We start from the raw sequence: 18,394 nt of genomic DNA, 5'->3' as shown, positions 1-18,394 counted from the left end.
GTATTTCTCAGTAATGCAATAAGGAATGCACTTCGTAGTTCCCCAGTTTTTCCCGCCCTTGCAAGAAGTCCAGTTCCACCACAAAAGCGCAGGCTACCACGGTAGCGCCCAGCTTTTCGATCAGATCGCAACTCGCCTTGGCGGTGCCGCCGGTGGCCAGTAAATCGTCGATTAACAATACCTTATCGTTGCTGTCTACCGCATCGATATGCACTTCCAGTTCCGCCGAACCGTATTCCAGATCGTAAGATACACTTTGCACGTCATAAGGCAGTTTGCCAGGCTTTCTGAGCGGTATAAAGGGAATGCCCAGTTCCCATGCCACCAGCGAACCGAAGATAAAGCCGCGCGCTTCCATGCCGGCTACTGCGGTGATGTCGCGGCCTAAAAAAGGATGCAGCAGTTGGTGCACGGCCAAGCGCAGCGCTGCCGGGTCTTTGACCAACGGCGTTATGTCTTTGAAAATGATGCCGGGTTTTGGAAAATCCGGAATATCCCGAATCTTGTTTCTCAATCTATCCATTTCTGCTCTCCAGCTTTACGCACAAACCGCTTCAATCTTAGCCAAGATGCCCTTGGCATCAAGTCCTACCAGTGCCAGCAACTCTTCGCGACTGCCTTGCTCGACGAAGCGATCCGGCAAGCCGATATTCAACACCGGCATTAAAATCTGCTGCGCTTGCAAGAACTCATTCACCGCGCTGCCCGCGCCACCGGCAATCACGTTCTCTTCGACCGTGATGATGACATCATGGCTTTTCGCCATCTCTAAAATCAAGGCTTCATCCAGCGGTTTCACAAAACGCATGTTCACCACCGTGGCGCCCAGTTGTTTGCCGGCTTCCACAGACGGTGTCACCATGCTGCCCCAGGCCAGAATCGCAATGCGGCTGCCTTGATGTCTGATTTCGCCCTTGCCGATAGGTAGCTCGGTCAAAGCCTTGTCGACCGTCGCCCCCGGCCCCTTACCGCGCGGATAGCGTACCGAGGCCGGTCCCGGGTGATGGAAACCGGTGGTCAGCATCTGCCGGCACTCGTTCTCGTCGGCCGGCGCCATCACCAGCATATTCGGGATACAGCGCATATAACTGTAATCAAACGCCCCGGCATGAGTCGGACCGTCCGGTCCCACCAAGCCCGCTCTATCCAGCGCAAACAACACATCCAGATTTTGCAAAGCCACATCGTGAATCAATTGATCATACGCCCGCTGTAAAAACGTCGAATAAATCGCCACCACCGGCTTGGCACCCTGACAGGCCTGACCCGCCGCCAAGGTCACCGCATGCTGCTCGGCAATCGCCACATCGAAATAGCGTTTGGGAAACTGCTGGGAAAACGCCACCAGACCCGAACCTTCGCGCATCGCCGGCGTAATCCCCAGCAGCCGCTCATCCTGCTTAGCCATATCGCATAACCAGTTACCAAACACTTCCGTATAAGTCGGATGCGGCGACGGTGCGGCTTTAGGCAAATAATCCTTAGTCGGATCGAAGGCCGGCACCCCGTGATAGGCCAAGGGGTCTTTCTCCGCCGGTGCATAGCCTTTGCCTTTTTTCGTGACCACGTGCAAAAACACCGGTCCCGACAAATCCTTCAACTTCTCTAAAGTCGAAACCAACATCTCCACATCGTGACCGTCAATCGGCCCGAAATAATTAAAGCCCAACTCCTCGAACAGCGTCCCCGGCACAATCATGCCCTTCACATGTTCTTCGGTCTTCCGGGCCAATTCCCAGACCGACGGCATACTGGCCAAAGCCTTCTTACTCTCTTCCCGTACCGAGGAATAAAACTTACTCGATAACACTTTAGTCAGATAATTATTCATCGCCCCGACCGGCGGCGAAATCGACATATCGTTATCGTTCAAAATCACCAACAGATTGGCATTCACATCGCCGGCATGATTCATTGCCTCGTAAGCCATCCCGCCAGTAATCGACCCGTCGCCGATGATCGCCACCATCTTCTTGTCTTCCCCGCGCAACTGCGAGGCAATCGCCATCCCCAGTGCGGCACTGATCGACGTCGAAGAATGACCCACGCCAAAGGCGTCGTACTCGCTCTCCGAGCGACACGGAAACGCCGACACTCCACCCAAGGTACGAATCGTCGGCATCCTATCTTTCCGCCCCGTCAAAATCTTATGCGGATAAGCCTGATGACCCACATCCCAGACCAACTGGTCCGATGGCGTATCGAACACATAATGCAGCGCCACCGTCAGTTCCACCGTACCCAGGCCGGCCGAAAAATGGCCGCCAGAGATGCTGACCGTATGCGTCAGATAGCGACGCAACTCATTGGCCAGCGGCTCGAGTTGTTCAGGTTTCAGTGCGCGAACGTCGGCAGGGCTGTTGATGGTGTTGAGAAGCGGAAAGTCAGAGACTGTCATGGGTTAATAAATTCCTTTATATGTTTGCGTCACAATATTCCGCGCCCGCTAAACAGGCGCAAGGCTAAGGCCGGAAAGATTGTGGAGCAAGAAGTATAAATCGTGCTCGCAACGCTTAGTGCGTACGTTCGATGATATACAGCGACAGATCACGTAATAAATCCGCTTCGCTGCCAAAACCGGCCAAGCTGGCGACAGCTTGTTCATGTAGTTCCTGGGCTTTTTCCTTGGCGCCGGCCATTCCCAACAATGCTGGATAAGTCGGTTTGTCGTTATCGACGTCCTTGCCCTGAGTTTTGCCCAAGGTGGCGGTGTCGCTTTCGACATCCAGAATGTCGTCTTTAACTTGGAATGACAGGCCTATGCATTTGGCGTAGTGATCCAGTTTTTTTGCCACATCCGCATCAAGGTCCGGTTTGGACAGCGAAGCCAGATTAACGCTGGCGCGAATTAACGCGCCGGTCTTGTGGATGTGCATATTTTCCAGTTCCGGCAAAGTCAGCTTGCGCCCAACCGAACCCAAATCGATAGCTTGCCCGCCGACCATGCCCTGCGAACCGCTGGCTCTGGTCAGCGCGGCGATCATTTTTACTCGGGCTTCCGCACCGGCCAGAATGGCTGAGTCGTTGGCCAACACGTCAAATGCCAGGGCTTGCAATGCATCGCCGGCCAGAATGGCGGTGGCTTCGTCGAATGCCTTGTGACAAGTCGGTTTGCCGCGGCGCAAATCGTCATTGTCCATTGCCGGCAAGTCGTCATGGATCAATGAATAGACATGAATAAATTCCACCGCGCAAGCTTGGGCATCCAGCAGGTCTTCACTCAAGCCCAAAGCCTGACCGGTTGCATAAGTCAGCAACGGGCGGGTGCGTTTGCCGCCGTCCAGTACGCTGTAACGCATGGCTTGGTGCAGGGTTTGCGGCAGGATGTTCTCGCCGGGCAACCTGGCATCCAGCGCCCGTTCGACGCGGTTTTGACAGGCAGTAAGGTAGGCTTTTAAGTTACTCATCGGTGAATGGCTCCAAAGTTTGCTGGCCGTTTTTTTCTAATAAAATTTGGACTTTCTGCTCGGCGTCTTGCAGTGCTTGCTGGCAGGTGCGGGTTAATCTGATACCGCGTTCGAAGGATTTTAAGGACTCTTCCAGAGAAATATCGCCGCGTTCCATTTGTTCGACCAATTTCTCCAGTTCTTCCATCGCTTCCTCAAATTGGGATGCGCTTTTACGTCTCGACATATAAAGTGGCTTGCGGTGCTCAAAAATGACCGAGCATTATAGTATGTTTTGCGAAACGCAGAACTTTATAGAACATTAGCGATAAAAAACAATAAAAAACAAGGACATAAAGCCAGGCTTAACGGCCATTATAGAACCTTATAGAACTATAAAAAGGCCATTTTTTGGACACGACGACGCAAGCGTAAACGAGCACAACGAATTACACGCGAAAGCCTAAAAACTAGAACAGGATTGAACCAGAAACGACGACGAGCAAGGAGAAGGCGATAAACGAGCCAGTAAGCTTGATCGTCAAGAGCAGAACCGATATAAGCAGGAGAGCGAAAAAACACCATATCAATGCAAAGCCTCAATTTTTTCAGCAAGTAGAACCATAACATCATCTTCAGTTTTGCCGCGCCTTCGATACATATCACAAAGGAGATCGAACAAGCCGGAATTGACTAAGCACTGAGAAGCTTTAGCAAAAGTCAGTTTTCGCTTACGGTATATAGAGCAGAGCTGCCCGAAGCAGATCGAAACGGAGCGATCATTAGGCAAACCATCAGCAGACGCGGCTTTATAGTTGCGCTGGTAATCAATATCGAGCTTTTGATGATGTTCAAAGCAAAGATCATCGCGCAGCCATTGCCAAAAAGGGTTGATGTAAGTCTTAGAGTCATCTAAGCGAAAATTGTTTAAAGCATAGCGCCATAGGCCCGTGAAATGCGGGATTAAATCGGCGAGTGAATTAGCCACGAAGCCAGAACCACGGGCGAACTGGTGAATAACTTGATGATGAAACCGCGCCTCAAATCGCCAAATCGGTGAATCCTCGTCTAGTTCATCGCATTGCGACCAGACCGGCATCCAGAGAGGCAATTCTCCCTTGTCTTTGACCGCTTTTAGCTTGTCATAACAGGCAAATTGAACAGAACCGGCTTTGCCAAACGTGAAACTTTGAGACTTGCCATAGTTTATTACTATGTCGTTACCGTCAAATTCCATAGCCGAAATCCCGGAAGCCTTATAAACACGGTGCGCTCGGGTTGTTATACGTGCATCCAGATCAGAGGGCGGAATGTAGCCCTGGACATCTGCACACAAATGGACAGCAACACCAGAAGCAACCAATTGATCGACAAAAAGACGGGCAATAGCGTCTAAATGCCTAGATATTTCATCGGCAGACCGAGAAAGCAAGAATACAGGAGAACATTGTATTTTTAGGTGCGGCCCGTTGTATTTTGATTCTGTGAAGGCTGAGCCAAGGAACACGATCACGCCTAAATCGTCTTGATGAAGCTTGCATTTATAACCAGACTTGCCGCCATGACTAACCACCCATTCCATTTCATCTATTTCGATAGACTCACCATAACCGCGATCATAAGCAGCTTGGATACGACTAAAAACCAGGAAATCAGGAAGACAGTTATACAACTGGCGAACTGTATCAAGGCCATGATGAACGACAGAACAGTTAGAGGAATCCCAAAGCGAACCATCAGCAGCGGTGAATAATTCACCTGGAACACCATCAGGAAGAGGATATAAAGAACCACGCGGACAATCCTTAACAATTCGAGCCATTTTTTTTCCTATACTGTTGTTTTTTCTATATTGTTATGCATTGTTCTACAATGCATAACACTAACTACTTTTATATAGACGTGCTACAAGGCCGTCCACTATTGAGTTACTGCTTGTATAGCCTGCTTGAAAAAGCCGGGATTCTCACCCCCGGCCCCACTTGCAGCGGCGCCGGTGGCGGAAGAATCCGGCAAATCACAAGAAACGCTCAATTTACATTCGCCTTTAGATACCGTCATTAAGCAGTTACTAATACTTGTTACGGCATAGCCCATCGAAACAATTTTTTTACTTGTCAGCGAGTCATCACCATTGCGGAGGGTGTAAACGATACATTTGTGAGCTTACCCTGGTTTACTCGGGTTCCTAAGCTCCAGCTCCCTAGCCATTCAAAAACTCCGAACCAGCTCGCTCAAGCGGGTTACATCCGAAATTTCAAGTTGCTATGAAGTAGTTTAAGCGGGCAATGCCTCTTTATGAGCTTGGGTTTTCTTTGGTCCCTATCTGGTTTCCGCAAGAACCGCTCCTCTGTTACGCAAATATTCGACGGCTTTGATGCTGCTCTGCACGAGCGGTCCGCAATCCAGACCGGCTGTCTTTCGATGTTTTACGATATTTCGTGTAAAAACGATATGCCGTGGGCTACAGGTTGTATTGGCGGCGCTGTGTGTCTATAGAGGTCTATAAATAGTGTTTTTTATTCAATGAGTTACCTCGTTGTTATCCGGGTTCGCGGAAAATGGCATTCCATTTGCTGATACAAATCGAAGTTCATCGATTTTTACGACAGATTGTTTAAACATCGGATCGGTGGCTTTCTTCTAACCCAAATTATCTAACCGTTCGGCCGCCGTTTAGGCTCAACCGAAGCAAACTTTTTGAGGATATGTCATGAAAACAACCAGCCGTTTTATCAGCGTTTTATTAGGTGCAGTCGTGGTCTCGTCAGCTAGCGGCGGCGCCGTTGAGAATGTCATAGACAATCCCGCTCCATTGGTTTTTTACGAATTCAACGCCGGCGGTGTCACCACCTATTTCACCGATTGCAAAGGCATGGGTTCGCAGAACGAAGTGGAGCAGAGGGTTAGCCCGCGTGGGGAGTTCATTCCGAGTAAGATACCCGGACGTTTGTCGGTTAAAAATCTTACCTGTAGCAAAGGTTTGACTAAATCGATGGATTTTTGGACTTGGCGACAACAGTTTGTCAACGGTAGGTCGGGCCGGTCGCGGGTCGATGCGACGCTGATCGCCTACGACCAGGCTATGACGCCCATCGCGGAGTGGAGCTTCGGTGGCGTTTGGCCGGCATCGATCGATTTCAACGAAACAACGCCCGGCAAAGAAACTATCGTGTTCGCCGCCGACCAAGTTCAACGGCTGCGCTGATCGAAACCGGGGCTGCCGTCAAACAGGTGGTTTGTTGTCAAAAACGGCAGCAGTGCCCTGGAAAACGCCGTGGGTCCGGCTTTTTCAGCGGATAGATAATTTCAGATGGAGCTTGCGGAAGTTGAGGTGTGGTGAGCCGGGTGATAAGGACCGGCTTTCCGGAGCCTCCTTGGCGCCCGTTGCTGACATATAATGGTCAGCTGACACTCTGTTATCACCTATTACGAGACATCATGACCCAAGAATATAACGCGGCTGCCATAGAAGTACTGAGCGGCCTGGACCCGGTGCGCAAACGCCCCGGCATGTATACCGACACCACCCGTCCTAACCACTTGGTGCAAGAAGTGGTGGACAACAGCGTCGACGAGGCGCTGGCTGGGCATGCCGATACCATCAATGTCGTGCTTTATAAAGACGGTTCGGTACGGGTGGACGATAACGGCAGGGGCATGCCGGTGGATATTCATCCCGAGCAGGGCATCCCTGGTGTGGAAGTGATCCTGACGCAGTTGCATGCCGGCGGTAAATTCTCTAATAAAAACTATCAATTTTCCGGCGGTCTGCACGGTGTCGGCGTGTCTGTGGTCAATGCCTTATCGGAAAAGTTACTGGTCGAAATCAAGCGCGGCGCTGGCGTGTATCAAATGGAGTTCGCCGGCGGCGACAAGGTCAGCGACTTGCAACAGAGCGGCACGGTCGGTAAAAACAACACCGGCACCAGCGTGCATTTCTGGCCGGACGGTAAATATTTCGATTCCAATCGGGTGTCGGTCAGCAAGCTTAAGCATGTGCTGCGGGCCAAGGCGGTATTGTGCCCTGGGCTAAAAATCACCCTTAATTCGGAACTCAGCGACGAGCAATTCGAGTGGTGTTATCAGAACGGCTTGCAGGAATATCTGCTGGACCGGGTCGGCGACGCCGAAATCTTTCCGCAACCGCCATTCATGGCCAACATGGCTGCCAGCAACGAAGCGGTGGAGTGGGGCATCGTCTGGACGCCCGACAGCCTGCCGGAAACCATCGCCGAAAGTTATGTGAATCTGGTGCCGACTGCCCAAGGCGGTACTCACGTCAATGGCTTGCGCGCCGGCTTGACCGAGGCGATGCGCGAGTTTCTGGATTTTCGTAACCTCTTGCCGCGCGGTGTGAAGATCGCCCCTGAAGACGTTTGGGAAAGTTGCCATTTCGTATTATCGGTAAAACTGGAAGACCCGCAGTTTTCCGGCCAAACCAAGGAACGGCTCAGTTCGCGCGAATGCGTGACCTTTGTGTCCGGCGTTGCCAAGGATACGTTCAGCTTATGGTTGAATCAGCATCCGCAGGAAGGCGAGAAGATCGCCGAAATCATCTTGGCTAGTGCACAGAAACGCCTTAGAGCCGGCAAGAAAATCGTCCGCAAAAAAATCACCAGCGGCCCGGCCCTGCCCGGTAAGCTGGCGGATTGTTCCGGTCAGGATCTCAGCAGAACAGAATTGTTTTTGGTCGAAGGCGACTCGGCTGGCGGCTCGGCCAAGCAAGCGCGCGACCGTGAGTTTCAGGCCATCATGCCCTTAAGAGGGAAAATTCTGAATACCTGGGAAGTCGATTCCGGGGAAGTCATGGCTTCGCAGGAAGTGCACGACATCGCCGTGGCTCTAGGCATAGAGCCGGACAGTAACGACTTGCAAAATCTGCGCTACGGCAAGATCTGCATCCTGGCCGATGCGGACTCCGACGGCAATCACATTGCCACCTTGATTTGCGCGCTGTTTTACCAGCATTTCAATGCCTTGGTGAGAGCCGGGCATGTGTTCGTGGCGATGCCGCCGCTGTATCGGATCGACGTGGGCAAGAAAGTGTTTTACGCGCTAGACGAATCGGAACGCTTGGGCGTGTTGGCGCGGATCGAAGCGGAAAAACTCACCGGCAAGATCAACATTCAGCGCTTTAAAGGTTTGGGCGAGATGAATCCGTCGCAATTGCGGGAAACCACGATGAATCCCGATACCCGCCGCTTGGTGCAGTTGACCATCGAAGAAAACGACGACACCCGCGAGCAGATGGATTTATTGCTGGCCAAGAAGCGCGCCGGGGACCGGAAAAGTTGGCTGGAAGATCGGGGTAACTTAGCGCAAATATAAGCGACACGCCGGCCGGAGTTAGCGTGCTCCGGCTGGTAATCCTTAGTTTTTAGATGTCCATCAACAGCATCGGTATGCCGTAAGTCAGCACGAAATAACTAAAGGCATAAACCACACTGACGCTGGTTGGGTAGCTGAAGAAAGCGCGAAAGATATAGCTGACGATGGAGATATACCAAATCACCAAAAATAGCGCGATGCCGATGCCGATTTCCTCGCGGTAGGGGTGGTGATTGAGTACCAGCCAGTAGTCGAGTGCTTCCCCGCTGACCGCCAATGTCATGATGAAATTCTCGCAGACGAATATCGAGGTGTACAACTGGTTGAAGCAGCCCCATTTTTTTTCCATCAGCAATAAGATCGCCACCGAGCCGAAAGCCATGGTGGTGCGGCCCAAAACTTCCAACGAGCCATCAGCCGGGTCGGCGATCAAGCCTTCAACGATGATGCCGGAAATCAGATAGAACGCCACGTTTTTCCACATAAACGAGGTAGGCGGGACTAAATCCGAGGGATTGTTCAGAAACCAGCAAGAGGACAGGTACTTCAGGAGTAGATTCATAATCGGCACGTATATTCGATAAAAGCAGGATTTATCAAATCGAAAAAACCGTCCATTATAGACGGGCGGCAGAATAACGGGGTTTTGACTTCGTTTTGCGTGTGTATCGTGACCTTTGGCAAGTTGTACAAGGCCCGGCCGTATAAGGAGAAGCGGTCTGCCGTTTTACCGATTCGTTTGTATAATAGCCCTTCATTTCTCCGCGTGCGGCCAGCAAGTGCCGACGCCCATGCCCATCAAACTCCGGAATCTTCATGATCGAACTAGGCAAATTCAACACTTTAACCGTCGTCAGCCAGCGTGATAATCAGTATGGTCTGGATGGTGGAGAGCTTGGCGAGATTGGGTTGGTAGACCAAGATGCACCGGATAATCTAAAGGTCGGCGATACCGTAAACGCCTTTGTCTACATTGACGGTAAGAATCAAACCATCGCTACCCTGCAAACGCCGCTTGCCCAAGTCGATCAGGTGGCTTGGTTAAAATGTATATCGCTCAGCCATGCCGGTGCGTTTTTGGGATGGGGATTGCCTAAGGATTTGTTGCTGCCGTTTAGCGAACAAAAGGGGAAAGTCGTCGAAGGGCGTTCTTATCTGGTGCGTCTGTTTTTAGACGAAAACAACCGCATCGCCGCGACGATGATGCTGGATGATTTCATTCAAGACCAAGCGTTTTATTATAAGGACGGCCAAGCGGTGCAACTTATCATCGCTGACGAAACTGACTTGGGCTTTAAAGCGGTGGTGGACAATCAATACTGGGGCGTGTTGTATAAAAGCGAGACTTTTCAGCCCTTGCAAAAAGGCCAAACTTTGACCGGATTTATTAAAAAAGTCCGCCCCGACAACAAGCTGGATTTGATCCTGAGCCAGGAAAAATACGGCCAGAAAGTCGATGCCACGTCAGAGAAGATTTTGGCGATACTGGCTAAGCGCGGCGGTTATGTGGCGCTAACCGACAAAAGTGCACCGGAGATTATTTACGACACCTTTGGCGTCAGCAAAAAGGTCTTCAAGCAAGCGATAGGCGGCTTGTACAAACAACGGCGGATCGTGATAGAAGAAGCTGGTATCCGCCTGGTCGATCAAGCTTAAGGCAAATGGAGAGACGCGTAGTTTGCGTCTCTCCTGAGGATCAGCCGCAGAGCCTAAGGCCGATACTGGGAAAACACATAATCGGTTTTTTGCTCGGACGCATGGCAGGCAAAGCACGAAGTGCCGCTGTCTTTCACCAGCCGCTCGGTTTTGCTATTGCCGGCAAAGCCTTCAAACCCCCAGCCGCCGGTTGCGGCAAACTTTTTCGCGTCTTTCAGCATCACGCCCACTAGTTTGCGCTCGCCTTCCTGGATGGTTTTATCCTTCTCTTGATACTGCATTAAATCGAATACCAGCACCGAGCCGTCCGCGTACTTACCGGTCTTCAAGCCGGACTCAGCTTGTTTATTAGCATAGACATGATGCAGGCCTTGAAACGGATTCTCCAGGGCGTGGCCAGGTTGAATCAACATGCTTTTAGCGTGCAGCCAATTACGATAGCCCTCCGGAAACGGCACGGCCTGATCGGCGGCTAACGTGGTAACGGCAACGGTGCTTAGCAGGCCCATCAGCAGTATCGAAATGCTTTTTTTCATGATCGTATCCCCCACAAAAGTAAATGCATAAATAATTTCGAATCGAAACTATGTGGTCTTTTTAAGCGGATTTGCGGATTTTGTCAAACAAATAGTGATGCGCTATTAGTTTGCTTGGCGAGGTGTTGCTGGATGCTAGGGGCGGTGTTAAGCGGGAATGGCGGTTAAGACGACAGCAGGGGCGAGAAAGATGGCTTGGTGTTGGGCTGCAAAAGGCTTGCAACCCAAGTGACCAGACAATTAAATCTTGCCGTCCAACCCCATCTGAAAATACTTGTGGGTGATTTTTTCCTGGTTTTCCAGCAGCCAATCAATATCCGGTGTGTTGGTCATGGCCTTATGAATGGCTTTGGCCATGGCCTCGCGGTGGATGTTGAACAAAATTTGATGATCCAGATTGTCGTCTTTGATCACGCAAGGATTCAGCCAGACCGAGCAAATAATCCCCAAGTCGTTGGCTTTTTCCTTGGGAATATCACCCGCGCGCACGGCATCCAATACGCCGTTGGCAATCGCCGCTTGCACGGTGCCCATTAAAATATTGGTGTAACGGCTGTTCTTGACAGTCACCTTGCTGACCATCAGCGTGACCGGGCGCACCTGAATATCGGTATTTAAAATCGCGAATACCCGAGTGTGGCCCTGAACTTGATCGCCGGTTAAAGTGGCAATCGCGGTGCCGACCGGCCCGTCCAGTTCGCCGATGATGATTTCCGGTTCCGCTGCCGTACCTGCCGGTCCGCCCGCTACCAGGGCTTCGCCGGTGCGCATAATGATTCTTTCGCTCATGTTGGTCTCCAATTTCAAGTGAGTGTTTCGGATTGTGTTTGTCGTTCCCCTCTTTGCAAAAGAGGGGCTAGGGGAGATTTGTTTAGAATAAATCCCCCTCGATCCCCTTTATGCCCGGCGGGTACTTTTTCAAAGGGGGAGGTTTAGAGCTCAAGCTTCACCGCTCAACACCATCGCCCCATACTCTTCCGGCGTAATAACCCCGCCCAGACTCTCGGCAACTTGCTTATCGCCAGCCGGCAACACATCCTGCACCGCATCGATACGCTTCCATTGCGGCAACGGCGTGTCTTGATGGGCTTGCGGGACGTATTTTGAGCGGGAAACGCGACTCATCCTGTGGATATAACGCGGGCAATTGATAAAAATCTCGCTAATCGCCACCCTTACGATCAGCTCCGCGCCAGGATATTCCGCCAGTAACGGATCGTTGGTTTCAATTTGGGCGTCGCCATGCACTCGAATCCGATGCGGTGTTTCGAAGTCGATGAACAACATGCCGATTTTCGGATTGCCGTTGATATTGCCCATCGACAAAAACATGCCGTTGCCGTCGTAACTGGGAAACGCCAGTTCCTGCGGACCAACAACCTTCACCAGTCCGGGATTACCGCCCTTGTAAGAGCAAGTTGGATAGCCGCGCTGATCTATCGTGGTCAGAAAGAAAAAATCCCGGCTCTCGATAAACGGCTGATGCTGCTCGCTTACCTGCTGTTCGACGATGATTTGTTCCAAGCGATCCGCCAGCTTGACGGTGTCGTGTTGCTCTTGCAATTGTCGGTGTTGCGGGCTGTAAAAGTCGCTCATGGGCGATGCTCCTTGATGGGGTAGTGCGGCGATTCTAACAGGAATGATGGCTAGTCAGGTTTTACGGTTGCATGAAACAGAACGCCGGTTCGGATTGCTTCGAGGAGCGTAGGAACGATAAAAGACGCCTTATTTTCTCAGCCAGTTGAACGCCGCGCTTAATTTGCGCTTAGCGTCGTTTTCGATGATTTGGTCGTGAGCCAGCACAATCCGCTCAACATCCAGCGCCAGCAGCGCATCGACCGAGCGCGCCAATGCGGTTTTATCTTTAACCAGCAGTTTCATGGTTCGCGACATTGCCAGTTGATCGTAGACGCCGAGCAGCCTCGCCACCACGCGCGCTAATCCGATGTGTTCAGCGCCGAAGCAAAACAGCAGATCGGTAAGAATCAAAGTACCCGTTGCGCTGTGAAACCAAACCGTCTCGTTGATGATGGGCAGGCCTTCAACGAAGGCAGCGATTAATTCGTCCGCCCATGCCGGCGTTTCCAATGGTGACAGCACCGGGTAAGCGCTAAGGTCCGGCCGCTTTTCTGCTAGCCCTAGAGCGATAAAGCCCTCGGCATTCGGGAATGCCTTCATGAATGGTGTAAAAAACAGGTGGTGGCTCTTGTTCGGTGCAAGCACATAACGCACTGGGCCGATTTCGGCAATTTCAGCCACTAGTTGGGGTGACGGCTCGATCGGCGAATGCACCCAAATCGAGCCGTCCCGCAGTTTGACGAAAGTGGCTCTGGTGCTTAGATTTAACGGACCGAATTGAATGGCTTGTTGCGCATACCAGATTTGGCCGGGAACGAGAGTTTTTAGGAGCACTTGGTCTTGGGGGCTAAGTAAAACTGGATATGCTAAAAGACGAAAAGTACGGTGTCAAAGCCTTGAATGGACTAGAAGAGTTAGTCCGCGTGGGCACAAAAACCGAGCCCACCCTTATATCTCGATTCTGACCGAAAAAAGCGGCAGAATCCCCGACTGATCATCGGGGGGCGATGGGGAAGACGTGCCCACCCTGAGGCTTGAAAGCCTGCCTTGTAGATAGTTCTCTCCATCGCCCGCACTCACTTTAAAGTTCGAACGGTATTCTAAGGGCTTGGTTCGCCTTGACCCTGTATTCATAAGGCTGAACTTTGCGAGTGTCCATTCTGATCAAGCAGTCTAAGTTTGTCATTTTTACCCAGAGATAGCGCTCATGACTTCTACTATCATCGGCATCGATATTGCCAAGCTCAAATTCGACGTAGCCCGGCTCGCCGAAGGCAAATATAAACATGCCAAGTTCGCCAACAACCTCGAGGGCTTTGCCGCGTTCGCCGCTTGGCTAGACGGTTTTGGCGACACCGACCGGCGCCTTTGCCTGGAAGCCACTGGCGCTTACGGCCTGCCCCTGGCAGAGTTTCTCGCCGACGGTGGCTACTTCGTCAGCGTGGTGAACCCCGCTCAAATTCATGCCTTCGGAAAAAGCGAGCTGAGCCGCGCCAAAACCGATAAGGCCGACGCCAAGCTGATTGCCCGCTATGCCCTGCAAGCCGACTTGGTTGCCTGGAAGCCGCTACCCGCGAATCTGCGCCAGTTGCAAGCCCTCACGCGTCGCTTGGAGCACTTGCTGGAGATGCAGCGCATGGAGCAAAACCGACTGGAGACAGCTGATACCGCTATTGTCCCTTCCATCAACACGGTACTGGCAACATTGGCGGCCGAACTGAAGGCTACCCGTCAAGCCATCCAAGACCATGTCGACAAGGATCCCGATCTCAAGCAGCAAAGCGATCTGCTGACCTCCATTCCGGGTATCGGCCCCGCCACGACCGCCTATTTGCTCGTGGCCTTAAGTCCTCACCATGGCTACGCCAACGCCAAACAAGTCGTGGCCCAAGCCGGCCTCGCACCCGCCATCCGACAGTCAGGACAATGGCAGGGCAAAACGCGTATTGCCAAGACCGGTGACGCTCGGTTGCGCAAAGCGCTTTATCTACCCGCTTTGGTCGCCTGGCAACATAATCCAGCCATTCGCGTCCAATGCCAACGACTAAAAGCTAATGGCAAAAACGGCAAGCTCATTGTCTGCGCCGCCATGCGTAAGCTCATTCATCTGGCTTTCGCTATCTTGAAATCCGGTAAACCTTTTGATCCTAATTTTTCCCTTGCATGAGCGGGTTTAAGACGGTATCTACGCAGCTGGTTTTACAGTTGGATGACGCAGAGCGTATGAACGATAAATTAAAGTTAAGTTAGTCTATTCAAGAAAGTAGCTTCAAAAACATGACCACGGTGAATACCAAATTAACCCCGATTGTCCACTTGAGCGTCTTAAACTCCTGTTCCGTGTACATTTGATATTTCAGCATCTGTTTCTGTACAAAATGCAGACGGTTTTCCTTGCTGTGCTGTTGGATGGCTTCCACAGCTTTGATTGCTTTACACTCGCTGACGCCAGCATTTTTAAGCAGTTCGTAGACTTCTGTGGCGATCTTTGACATGTTTTAACTCCGAAATCGTGCAGGGTTTTCTCCCGTATGCCGCGCCGAGTACCGGAGCTTTCGCCGGGAACAGCCCGAAGGGGCGATGCAGGGATGCATCACGTTGCCGTAAGGGGCAGGAAGCCCCTTACGGCAAACCCCGGCGAAAGTGAGGAACGTAGGAGATAAGCGGCGTCCGGGTGTCTTTTCTTTTGGATACTTTTCTTTGGACAAGCAAAGAAAAGTATCTCGGTTGTCGGTCCGAGAACCGACATTAAAATATTCGTCGCGATAGCGACACAAAACCCGAGCTCCGCGCGGAAACAAAAAGCCGTTCCCGCCCTACGAAATTGTTTTTAGATTTGACAAGTCATTGGGCTTCAATTTTTCGAGAATCGATCCAAAAGCCATTCTTAAATATGACTTGGGCTTCGACTGGCATTGAAGGGCAGCAAAGAGAGTCATGTTTAAAATCAAATTCCTTAGCGGAGTACCAAAGCTGATTGTCCTTAACATAAAGTTTATTGATAAACCGCGGAAAGTCATCCGAGGTTGTAGAAGGCATCGAGTATTCTGGGACTATATGAAAGTTTTGACTGTAGTCCCGTCTGAGAGCAGCAAATGCAGGCCTACTCATCGCTGTGCCTCCACTACATTGTCTGTCAATATCGTATAGCGCTACGACATATTCCGTATCGGGTTTGTCGTCAATTTGAAATCGGATGATATTTTGTTCATCCATATGAATCAAGCATCCAACAGAGTTTGCGTATGCAGATATTGTTGCTGCAATTTGTTTGGTGGGGAGCACCGTTTCGTCTGCGGCAGTCCCAATAGAGACACAGATAAGTAAAGCCAACAGAATGTGTTTCATCATCTGAAAAGATTTCTTGATTAGTTTTTAATTTCGCAAACTAGAAACTAGCCTGAACGACGCAACGTAATCGAGGAGTTGTTTGCTTTCACTACGTTGCAGTTGAGACTAAGATTTTACATTCCCCCCATGCAACCCGCATTCCTTCTTCGCCGCATCCTCCCACCACCAACGCCCCGCGCGCTCGTGCTGATTAGGTAAAACCGGCCGGGTGCAAGGCTCGCAGCCGATGCTGATGTAGCCGTGTTTGTGTAGTTCGTTGAACGGTACCTGATAGGCTTCGATGTAGTCCCATACTTGCGCGGACGACCAGTTCAGCAGCGGGTTGAATTTGATCAATTGTTTGCCGGGGCCGGAGAAGCCGGCATCGAGTTGCACTTCCGGGATATCACCGCGGGTGTCCAGGCTTTGGTCCTTGCGCTGGCCGGTAATCCAGGCGTCCAGCGTCGCCAGTTTGCGTTTCAGTGGCTCAACTTTGCGGATGCCGCAGCATTGTTGGTGGCCATCGTCGTAAAAGCTGAACAGGCCTTTTTCTTTCACAAAGGCATCCAGTTGTTCGCGATCCGGGTTCAAGATGTCGATGTTGATGCCGTAATGCTTGCGCACTTGTTCCAGGAAACGGTAAGTTTCTGGATGCAGACGACCGGTATCCAATGAAAACACCTGGATGTCTTTGCGGATTTGCAGGGCCATGTCCAGCAGCACCACGTCTTCCGCACCGCTGAAAGAGATGGCAATGTTTTCAAAATTAGCCAGTGCGACTTTTAAAATGGTGCGCGGATTTTTGCCTTGCAGCTCGGATTGGGCGGTGCTTAAGTCGAATTCAGTCATGGATTTAGCTCTGGGCAAAGTAACGGGATAAATACTCGTCAAAGTCCAACTTGTCGTTGGCTTCGATGTCGGCTTGTTTTTGCAGGGACGCGGCAGCCATGTCCTCGAATTGCCGTTGAGTTTCATCGTCCAGGGGTTCGGCGTTGAAATAATGTTTATGCAAGGCCGAGGTGTTACTGGCGAAGCAGCCAAACTCCTGGCCGTTCTCGCGCATGCAGGCCAGAATCCGTGCCGATGGCGTCAGCGCCGGGTTGTCCACTACTGCCAACTGATGTTGCAAAGCCAATTGGTAGGGGCGTTCCAAGCTGCCTCTATCCAGTACCGCGCAGATAGGTTGCATGGCATACAGGATGCTATGTGCCCATTGCTGTAAGGTGACGGTGTCGCCGTTGCGGTTTAACTGTAAACCGGGGCGGCGGCCCTCATTCGCGACCAGCAATTGGTTGCTGTTGTTTATCTGGAATTCGTCTGGGCCTTGCGGGGGGCTGTCCTGCAATAGGCAGTACAACAAAAACGCCTCGACAAAGCGGGCGGTGCTTTCGTCGATGCCGATCGGATTTAGCAGATTCAAGTCTAGTGAGCGCATTTCCACATACAGCACGCCGCGCCGTTTCAGCGCCAGCGTCGGCTTCTCGCCGGATTTGGCGATCTGCTTGGGGCGCATGGTGCTGTAAAACTCGTTTTCGATTTGCAGGATGTTGGCGTTCAACTGCTGATACTCACTGTCCACTTTCACGCCGATGGCTTCGTAGTCCGGATACGGGGTGTTGATGGCTGCGCTCAGGCTGTCCACGTAGCCGTCCAGCGAGTTGTAATCGATCTTCAAGCCCGCCTGGTTCTTGCTCTTGTAACCGATGTCGCTCATTCGCAGCGAGGTCGCATAGGGGTGGAACACGGTGTGTTCGTCGAATTCCTTGAATTGCTCCATCAATTGCGGGCGGCTTTTGAAAAAGGTTTTGCAAATGGCCGGCGAGGCGCCAAACAGATACAGAATCAGCCAGCCTTGGCGGTGGAAGTTACGGATCAAACCGAAATAAGCGTTTGAGATAAAGTCTTCCAGGCCGGTCGTGCAGCCGCTTTGCTTGTAAAGCGCCGGCCACAGCGCCTCCGGCACCGAATAATTGAAATGGATGCCGGCAATGGCTTGCATGGTGCGACCGTAACGGTGCCACAAACCTTTACGGTAAACGTGCTTCATCTTGCCGATATTGGATTTGCCGTACTCGGCGATGGGGATGCTCAAGTCGCCGTCGATACCGCAGGGCATGCTGGTGGCCAGCAGCATTTCCTCGCCTAGATGCGGATAGACAAACTGGTGGAGCTGGTGCATGTAATCCAGGGTTTGGCGGATGTCGGCAAACGGCGGGGTGATAAATTCCAGCAGCGCTTCCGAATAATCGGTGGTGATGTAGGGGTGGATCAACGCCGAACCGAGCGCCGTGGGATGAGGTGTTTGCGCGATCTCGCCATGCTCGGTGATGCGCAGGCTTTCTTTCTCGATGCCTTTCAGGCCTTGTTTTAACAGGTATTGTTGATCGTTATCGATCAGATATTTAAGACGGTCGGGTAAACGGCAGTAAGTAATGAGCATAGAAAATTAGGCGCCTTCCGCGGCTTGGGTAAGCGCGGCATTATATAGGGTGGATTTTGATTTATTGAAATCGGCGTGCTGTAAAGTGAATCAAGGAGATTGGGGATGTGCGTGACTATTTCAAGGCGAAGAAGGCT

At 51.6% G+C, this 18,394-nt stretch carries 18 protein-coding genes; 4 read left to right on the top strand and 14 right to left on the bottom strand.

The window, feature by feature from the left end:
• Positions 1–7: 7 nt before the first annotated feature.
• The 5 genes from ACR64Q_RS16115 to ACR64Q_RS16095 all read right to left on the bottom strand — a co-directional run bounded on the left by ACR64Q_RS16115 (position 8) and on the right by ACR64Q_RS16095 (position 5,208).
• Positions 8–523, bottom strand: a complete 516-nt coding sequence (locus ACR64Q_RS16115; RefSeq protein ID WP_026602010.1) for an adenine phosphoribosyltransferase — start codon at positions 521–523, stop codon at positions 8–10.
• Positions 524–538: 15 nt separating this feature from the next.
• Positions 539–2,398: a 1-deoxy-D-xylulose-5-phosphate synthase gene (gene dxs, locus ACR64Q_RS16110; protein ID WP_313732441.1), complete on the bottom strand. Its 1,860-nt coding sequence runs from the start codon at positions 2,396–2,398 to the stop codon at positions 539–541.
• Between the two features lie 115 nt (positions 2,399–2,513).
• On the bottom strand, positions 2,514–3,407 hold the full coding sequence (gene ispA, locus ACR64Q_RS16105) for a (2E,6E)-farnesyl diphosphate synthase (protein WP_313732440.1): 894 nt from the start codon (positions 3,405–3,407) through the stop codon (positions 2,514–2,516).
• A complete protein-coding gene (locus ACR64Q_RS16100; protein ID WP_020484945.1) occupies positions 3,400–3,633 on the bottom strand; it encodes an exodeoxyribonuclease VII small subunit in 234 nt (77 codons plus the stop codon). The genes ispA and ACR64Q_RS16100 overlap by 8 nt, the downstream gene beginning before the upstream one ends.
• 339 nt (positions 3,634–3,972) lie before the next feature.
• A complete protein-coding gene (locus ACR64Q_RS16095) occupies positions 3,973–5,208 on the bottom strand; it encodes a hypothetical protein (protein ID WP_313732439.1) in 1,236 nt (411 codons plus the stop codon).
• Between the two features lie 891 nt (positions 5,209–6,099).
• On the opposite strand from ACR64Q_RS16095, the gene ACR64Q_RS16090 reads away from it, so the two are divergent.
• Both ACR64Q_RS16090 and parE read left to right on the top strand, forming a co-directional pair.
• The gene (locus ACR64Q_RS16090; protein ID WP_026602004.1) at positions 6,100–6,594 is read left to right on the top strand and encodes a phage tail protein; all 495 of its coding nucleotides are present in this window, start codon (positions 6,100–6,102) and stop codon (positions 6,592–6,594) included.
• A 233-nt stretch (positions 6,595–6,827) separates the two neighbouring features.
• A complete protein-coding gene (parE, locus tag ACR64Q_RS16085) occupies positions 6,828–8,717 on the top strand; it encodes a DNA topoisomerase IV subunit B (RefSeq protein ID WP_026602003.1) in 1,890 nt (629 codons plus the stop codon).
• 49 nt (positions 8,718–8,766) lie between these two features.
• Here the strand turns inward: parE and ACR64Q_RS16080 are convergent, their stop codons facing one another.
• The gene (locus ACR64Q_RS16080) at positions 8,767–9,279 is read right to left on the bottom strand and encodes a hypothetical protein (RefSeq protein WP_036275824.1); all 513 of its coding nucleotides are present in this window, start codon (positions 9,277–9,279) and stop codon (positions 8,767–8,769) included.
• 254 nt (positions 9,280–9,533) lie between these two features.
• Between ACR64Q_RS16080 and ACR64Q_RS16075 the strand changes: the two genes are divergently transcribed.
• Positions 9,534–10,373 carry a CvfB family protein gene (locus ACR64Q_RS16075; protein WP_026602001.1) on the top strand — a complete coding sequence of 280 codons (840 nt, stop codon included), beginning with the start codon at positions 9,534–9,536 and terminating at the stop codon, positions 10,371–10,373.
• A 53-nt stretch (positions 10,374–10,426) separates the two neighbouring features.
• Here the strand turns inward: ACR64Q_RS16075 and ACR64Q_RS16070 are convergent, their stop codons facing one another.
• The 4 genes from ACR64Q_RS16070 to ACR64Q_RS16055 form a co-directional block, all read right to left on the bottom strand.
• Complete coding sequence (locus ACR64Q_RS16070; RefSeq protein ID WP_026602000.1) at positions 10,427–10,909, bottom strand: cytochrome P460 family protein; 483 nt, start codon at positions 10,907–10,909, stop codon at positions 10,427–10,429.
• Positions 10,910–11,149: 240 nt separating this feature from the next.
• Complete coding sequence (gene fae, locus ACR64Q_RS16065; RefSeq protein ID WP_026601999.1) at positions 11,150–11,698, bottom strand: formaldehyde-activating enzyme; 549 nt, start codon at positions 11,696–11,698, stop codon at positions 11,150–11,152.
• A 150-nt stretch (positions 11,699–11,848) separates the two neighbouring features.
• Entirely contained in the window at positions 11,849–12,505 is a 657-nt protein-coding gene (locus ACR64Q_RS16060) for a pyridoxamine 5'-phosphate oxidase family protein (protein ID WP_026601998.1), read from the bottom strand.
• A gap of 129 nt (positions 12,506–12,634) precedes the next feature.
• The gene (locus tag ACR64Q_RS16055; protein WP_313732438.1) at positions 12,635–13,321 is read right to left on the bottom strand and encodes a DUF4336 domain-containing protein; all 687 of its coding nucleotides are present in this window, start codon (positions 13,319–13,321) and stop codon (positions 12,635–12,637) included.
• 373 nt (positions 13,322–13,694) lie between these two features.
• On the opposite strand from ACR64Q_RS16055, the gene ACR64Q_RS16050 reads away from it, so the two are divergent.
• Entirely contained in the window at positions 13,695–14,654 is a 960-nt protein-coding gene (locus tag ACR64Q_RS16050; protein ID WP_026601506.1) for an IS110 family RNA-guided transposase, read from the top strand.
• A gap of 88 nt (positions 14,655–14,742) precedes the next feature.
• Here ACR64Q_RS16050 and ACR64Q_RS16045 read toward each other — a convergent pair whose 3' ends face one another.
• The 4 genes from ACR64Q_RS16045 to gshA form a co-directional block, all read right to left on the bottom strand.
• Positions 14,743–14,982 (bottom strand): hypothetical protein, encoded by a 240-nt coding sequence (locus tag ACR64Q_RS16045; protein ID WP_026601995.1) that lies wholly within the window; start codon positions 14,980–14,982, stop codon positions 14,743–14,745.
• Positions 14,983–15,331: 349 nt separating this feature from the next.
• On the bottom strand, positions 15,332–15,838 hold the full coding sequence (locus tag ACR64Q_RS16040) for a hypothetical protein (protein ID WP_026601994.1): 507 nt from the start codon (positions 15,836–15,838) through the stop codon (positions 15,332–15,334).
• 105 nt (positions 15,839–15,943) lie between these two features.
• On the bottom strand, positions 15,944–16,666 hold the full coding sequence (locus ACR64Q_RS16035) for a phosphoadenylyl-sulfate reductase (protein WP_313732437.1): 723 nt from the start codon (positions 16,664–16,666) through the stop codon (positions 15,944–15,946).
• Between the two features lie 4 nt (positions 16,667–16,670).
• Entirely contained in the window at positions 16,671–18,257 is a 1,587-nt protein-coding gene (gshA, locus tag ACR64Q_RS16030; RefSeq protein WP_313732436.1) for a glutamate--cysteine ligase, read from the bottom strand.
• Positions 18,258–18,394 lie beyond the last annotated feature (137 nt).

This window comes from Methylomonas sp. 2F7 (genome assembly GCF_057126975.1).
Note: the sequence above shows the minus strand (reverse complement) of the source record. Positions and strands in the feature narration are given on the sequence as shown.

Coding starts and splice junctions, on each gene's coding strand:
- parE (WP_026602003.1), top strand. CDS start 6,828: ATGACCCAAGAATATAACGCGGCTGCCATAGAAGTACTGAGCGGCCTG.
- ACR64Q_RS16050 (WP_026601506.1), top strand. CDS start 13,695: ATGACTTCTACTATCATCGGCATCGATATTGCCAAGCTCAAATTCGAC.
- ACR64Q_RS16040 (WP_026601994.1), bottom strand. CDS start 15,838: ATGATGAAACACATTCTGTTGGCTTTACTTATCTGTGTCTCTATTGGG.
- ACR64Q_RS16090 (WP_026602004.1), top strand. CDS start 6,100: ATGAAAACAACCAGCCGTTTTATCAGCGTTTTATTAGGTGCAGTCGTG.
- ispA (WP_313732440.1), bottom strand. CDS start 3,407: ATGAGTAACTTAAAAGCCTACCTTACTGCCTGTCAAAACCGCGTCGAA.
- dxs (WP_313732441.1), bottom strand. CDS start 2,398: ATGACAGTCTCTGACTTTCCGCTTCTCAACACCATCAACAGCCCTGCC.
- ACR64Q_RS16060 (WP_026601998.1), bottom strand. CDS start 12,505: ATGAGCGACTTTTACAGCCCGCAACACCGACAATTGCAAGAGCAACAC.
- ACR64Q_RS16115 (WP_026602010.1), bottom strand. CDS start 523: ATGGATAGATTGAGAAACAAGATTCGGGATATTCCGGATTTTCCAAAA.
- ACR64Q_RS16075 (WP_026602001.1), top strand. CDS start 9,534: ATGATCGAACTAGGCAAATTCAACACTTTAACCGTCGTCAGCCAGCGT.
- ACR64Q_RS16070 (WP_026602000.1), bottom strand. CDS start 10,909: ATGAAAAAAAGCATTTCGATACTGCTGATGGGCCTGCTAAGCACCGTT.
- fae (WP_026601999.1), bottom strand. CDS start 11,698: ATGAGCGAAAGAATCATTATGCGCACCGGCGAAGCCCTGGTAGCGGGC.
- ACR64Q_RS16045 (WP_026601995.1), bottom strand. CDS start 14,982: ATGTCAAAGATCGCCACAGAAGTCTACGAACTGCTTAAAAATGCTGGC.
- ACR64Q_RS16035 (WP_313732437.1), bottom strand. CDS start 16,666: ATGACTGAATTCGACTTAAGCACCGCCCAATCCGAGCTGCAAGGCAAA.
- ACR64Q_RS16080 (WP_036275824.1), bottom strand. CDS start 9,279: ATGAATCTACTCCTGAAGTACCTGTCCTCTTGCTGGTTTCTGAACAAT.
- ACR64Q_RS16100 (WP_020484945.1), bottom strand. CDS start 3,633: ATGTCGAGACGTAAAAGCGCATCCCAATTTGAGGAAGCGATGGAAGAA.
- gshA (WP_313732436.1), bottom strand. CDS start 18,257: ATGCTCATTACTTACTGCCGTTTACCCGACCGTCTTAAATATCTGATC.
- ACR64Q_RS16095 (WP_313732439.1), bottom strand. CDS start 5,208: ATGGCTCGAATTGTTAAGGATTGTCCGCGTGGTTCTTTATATCCTCTT.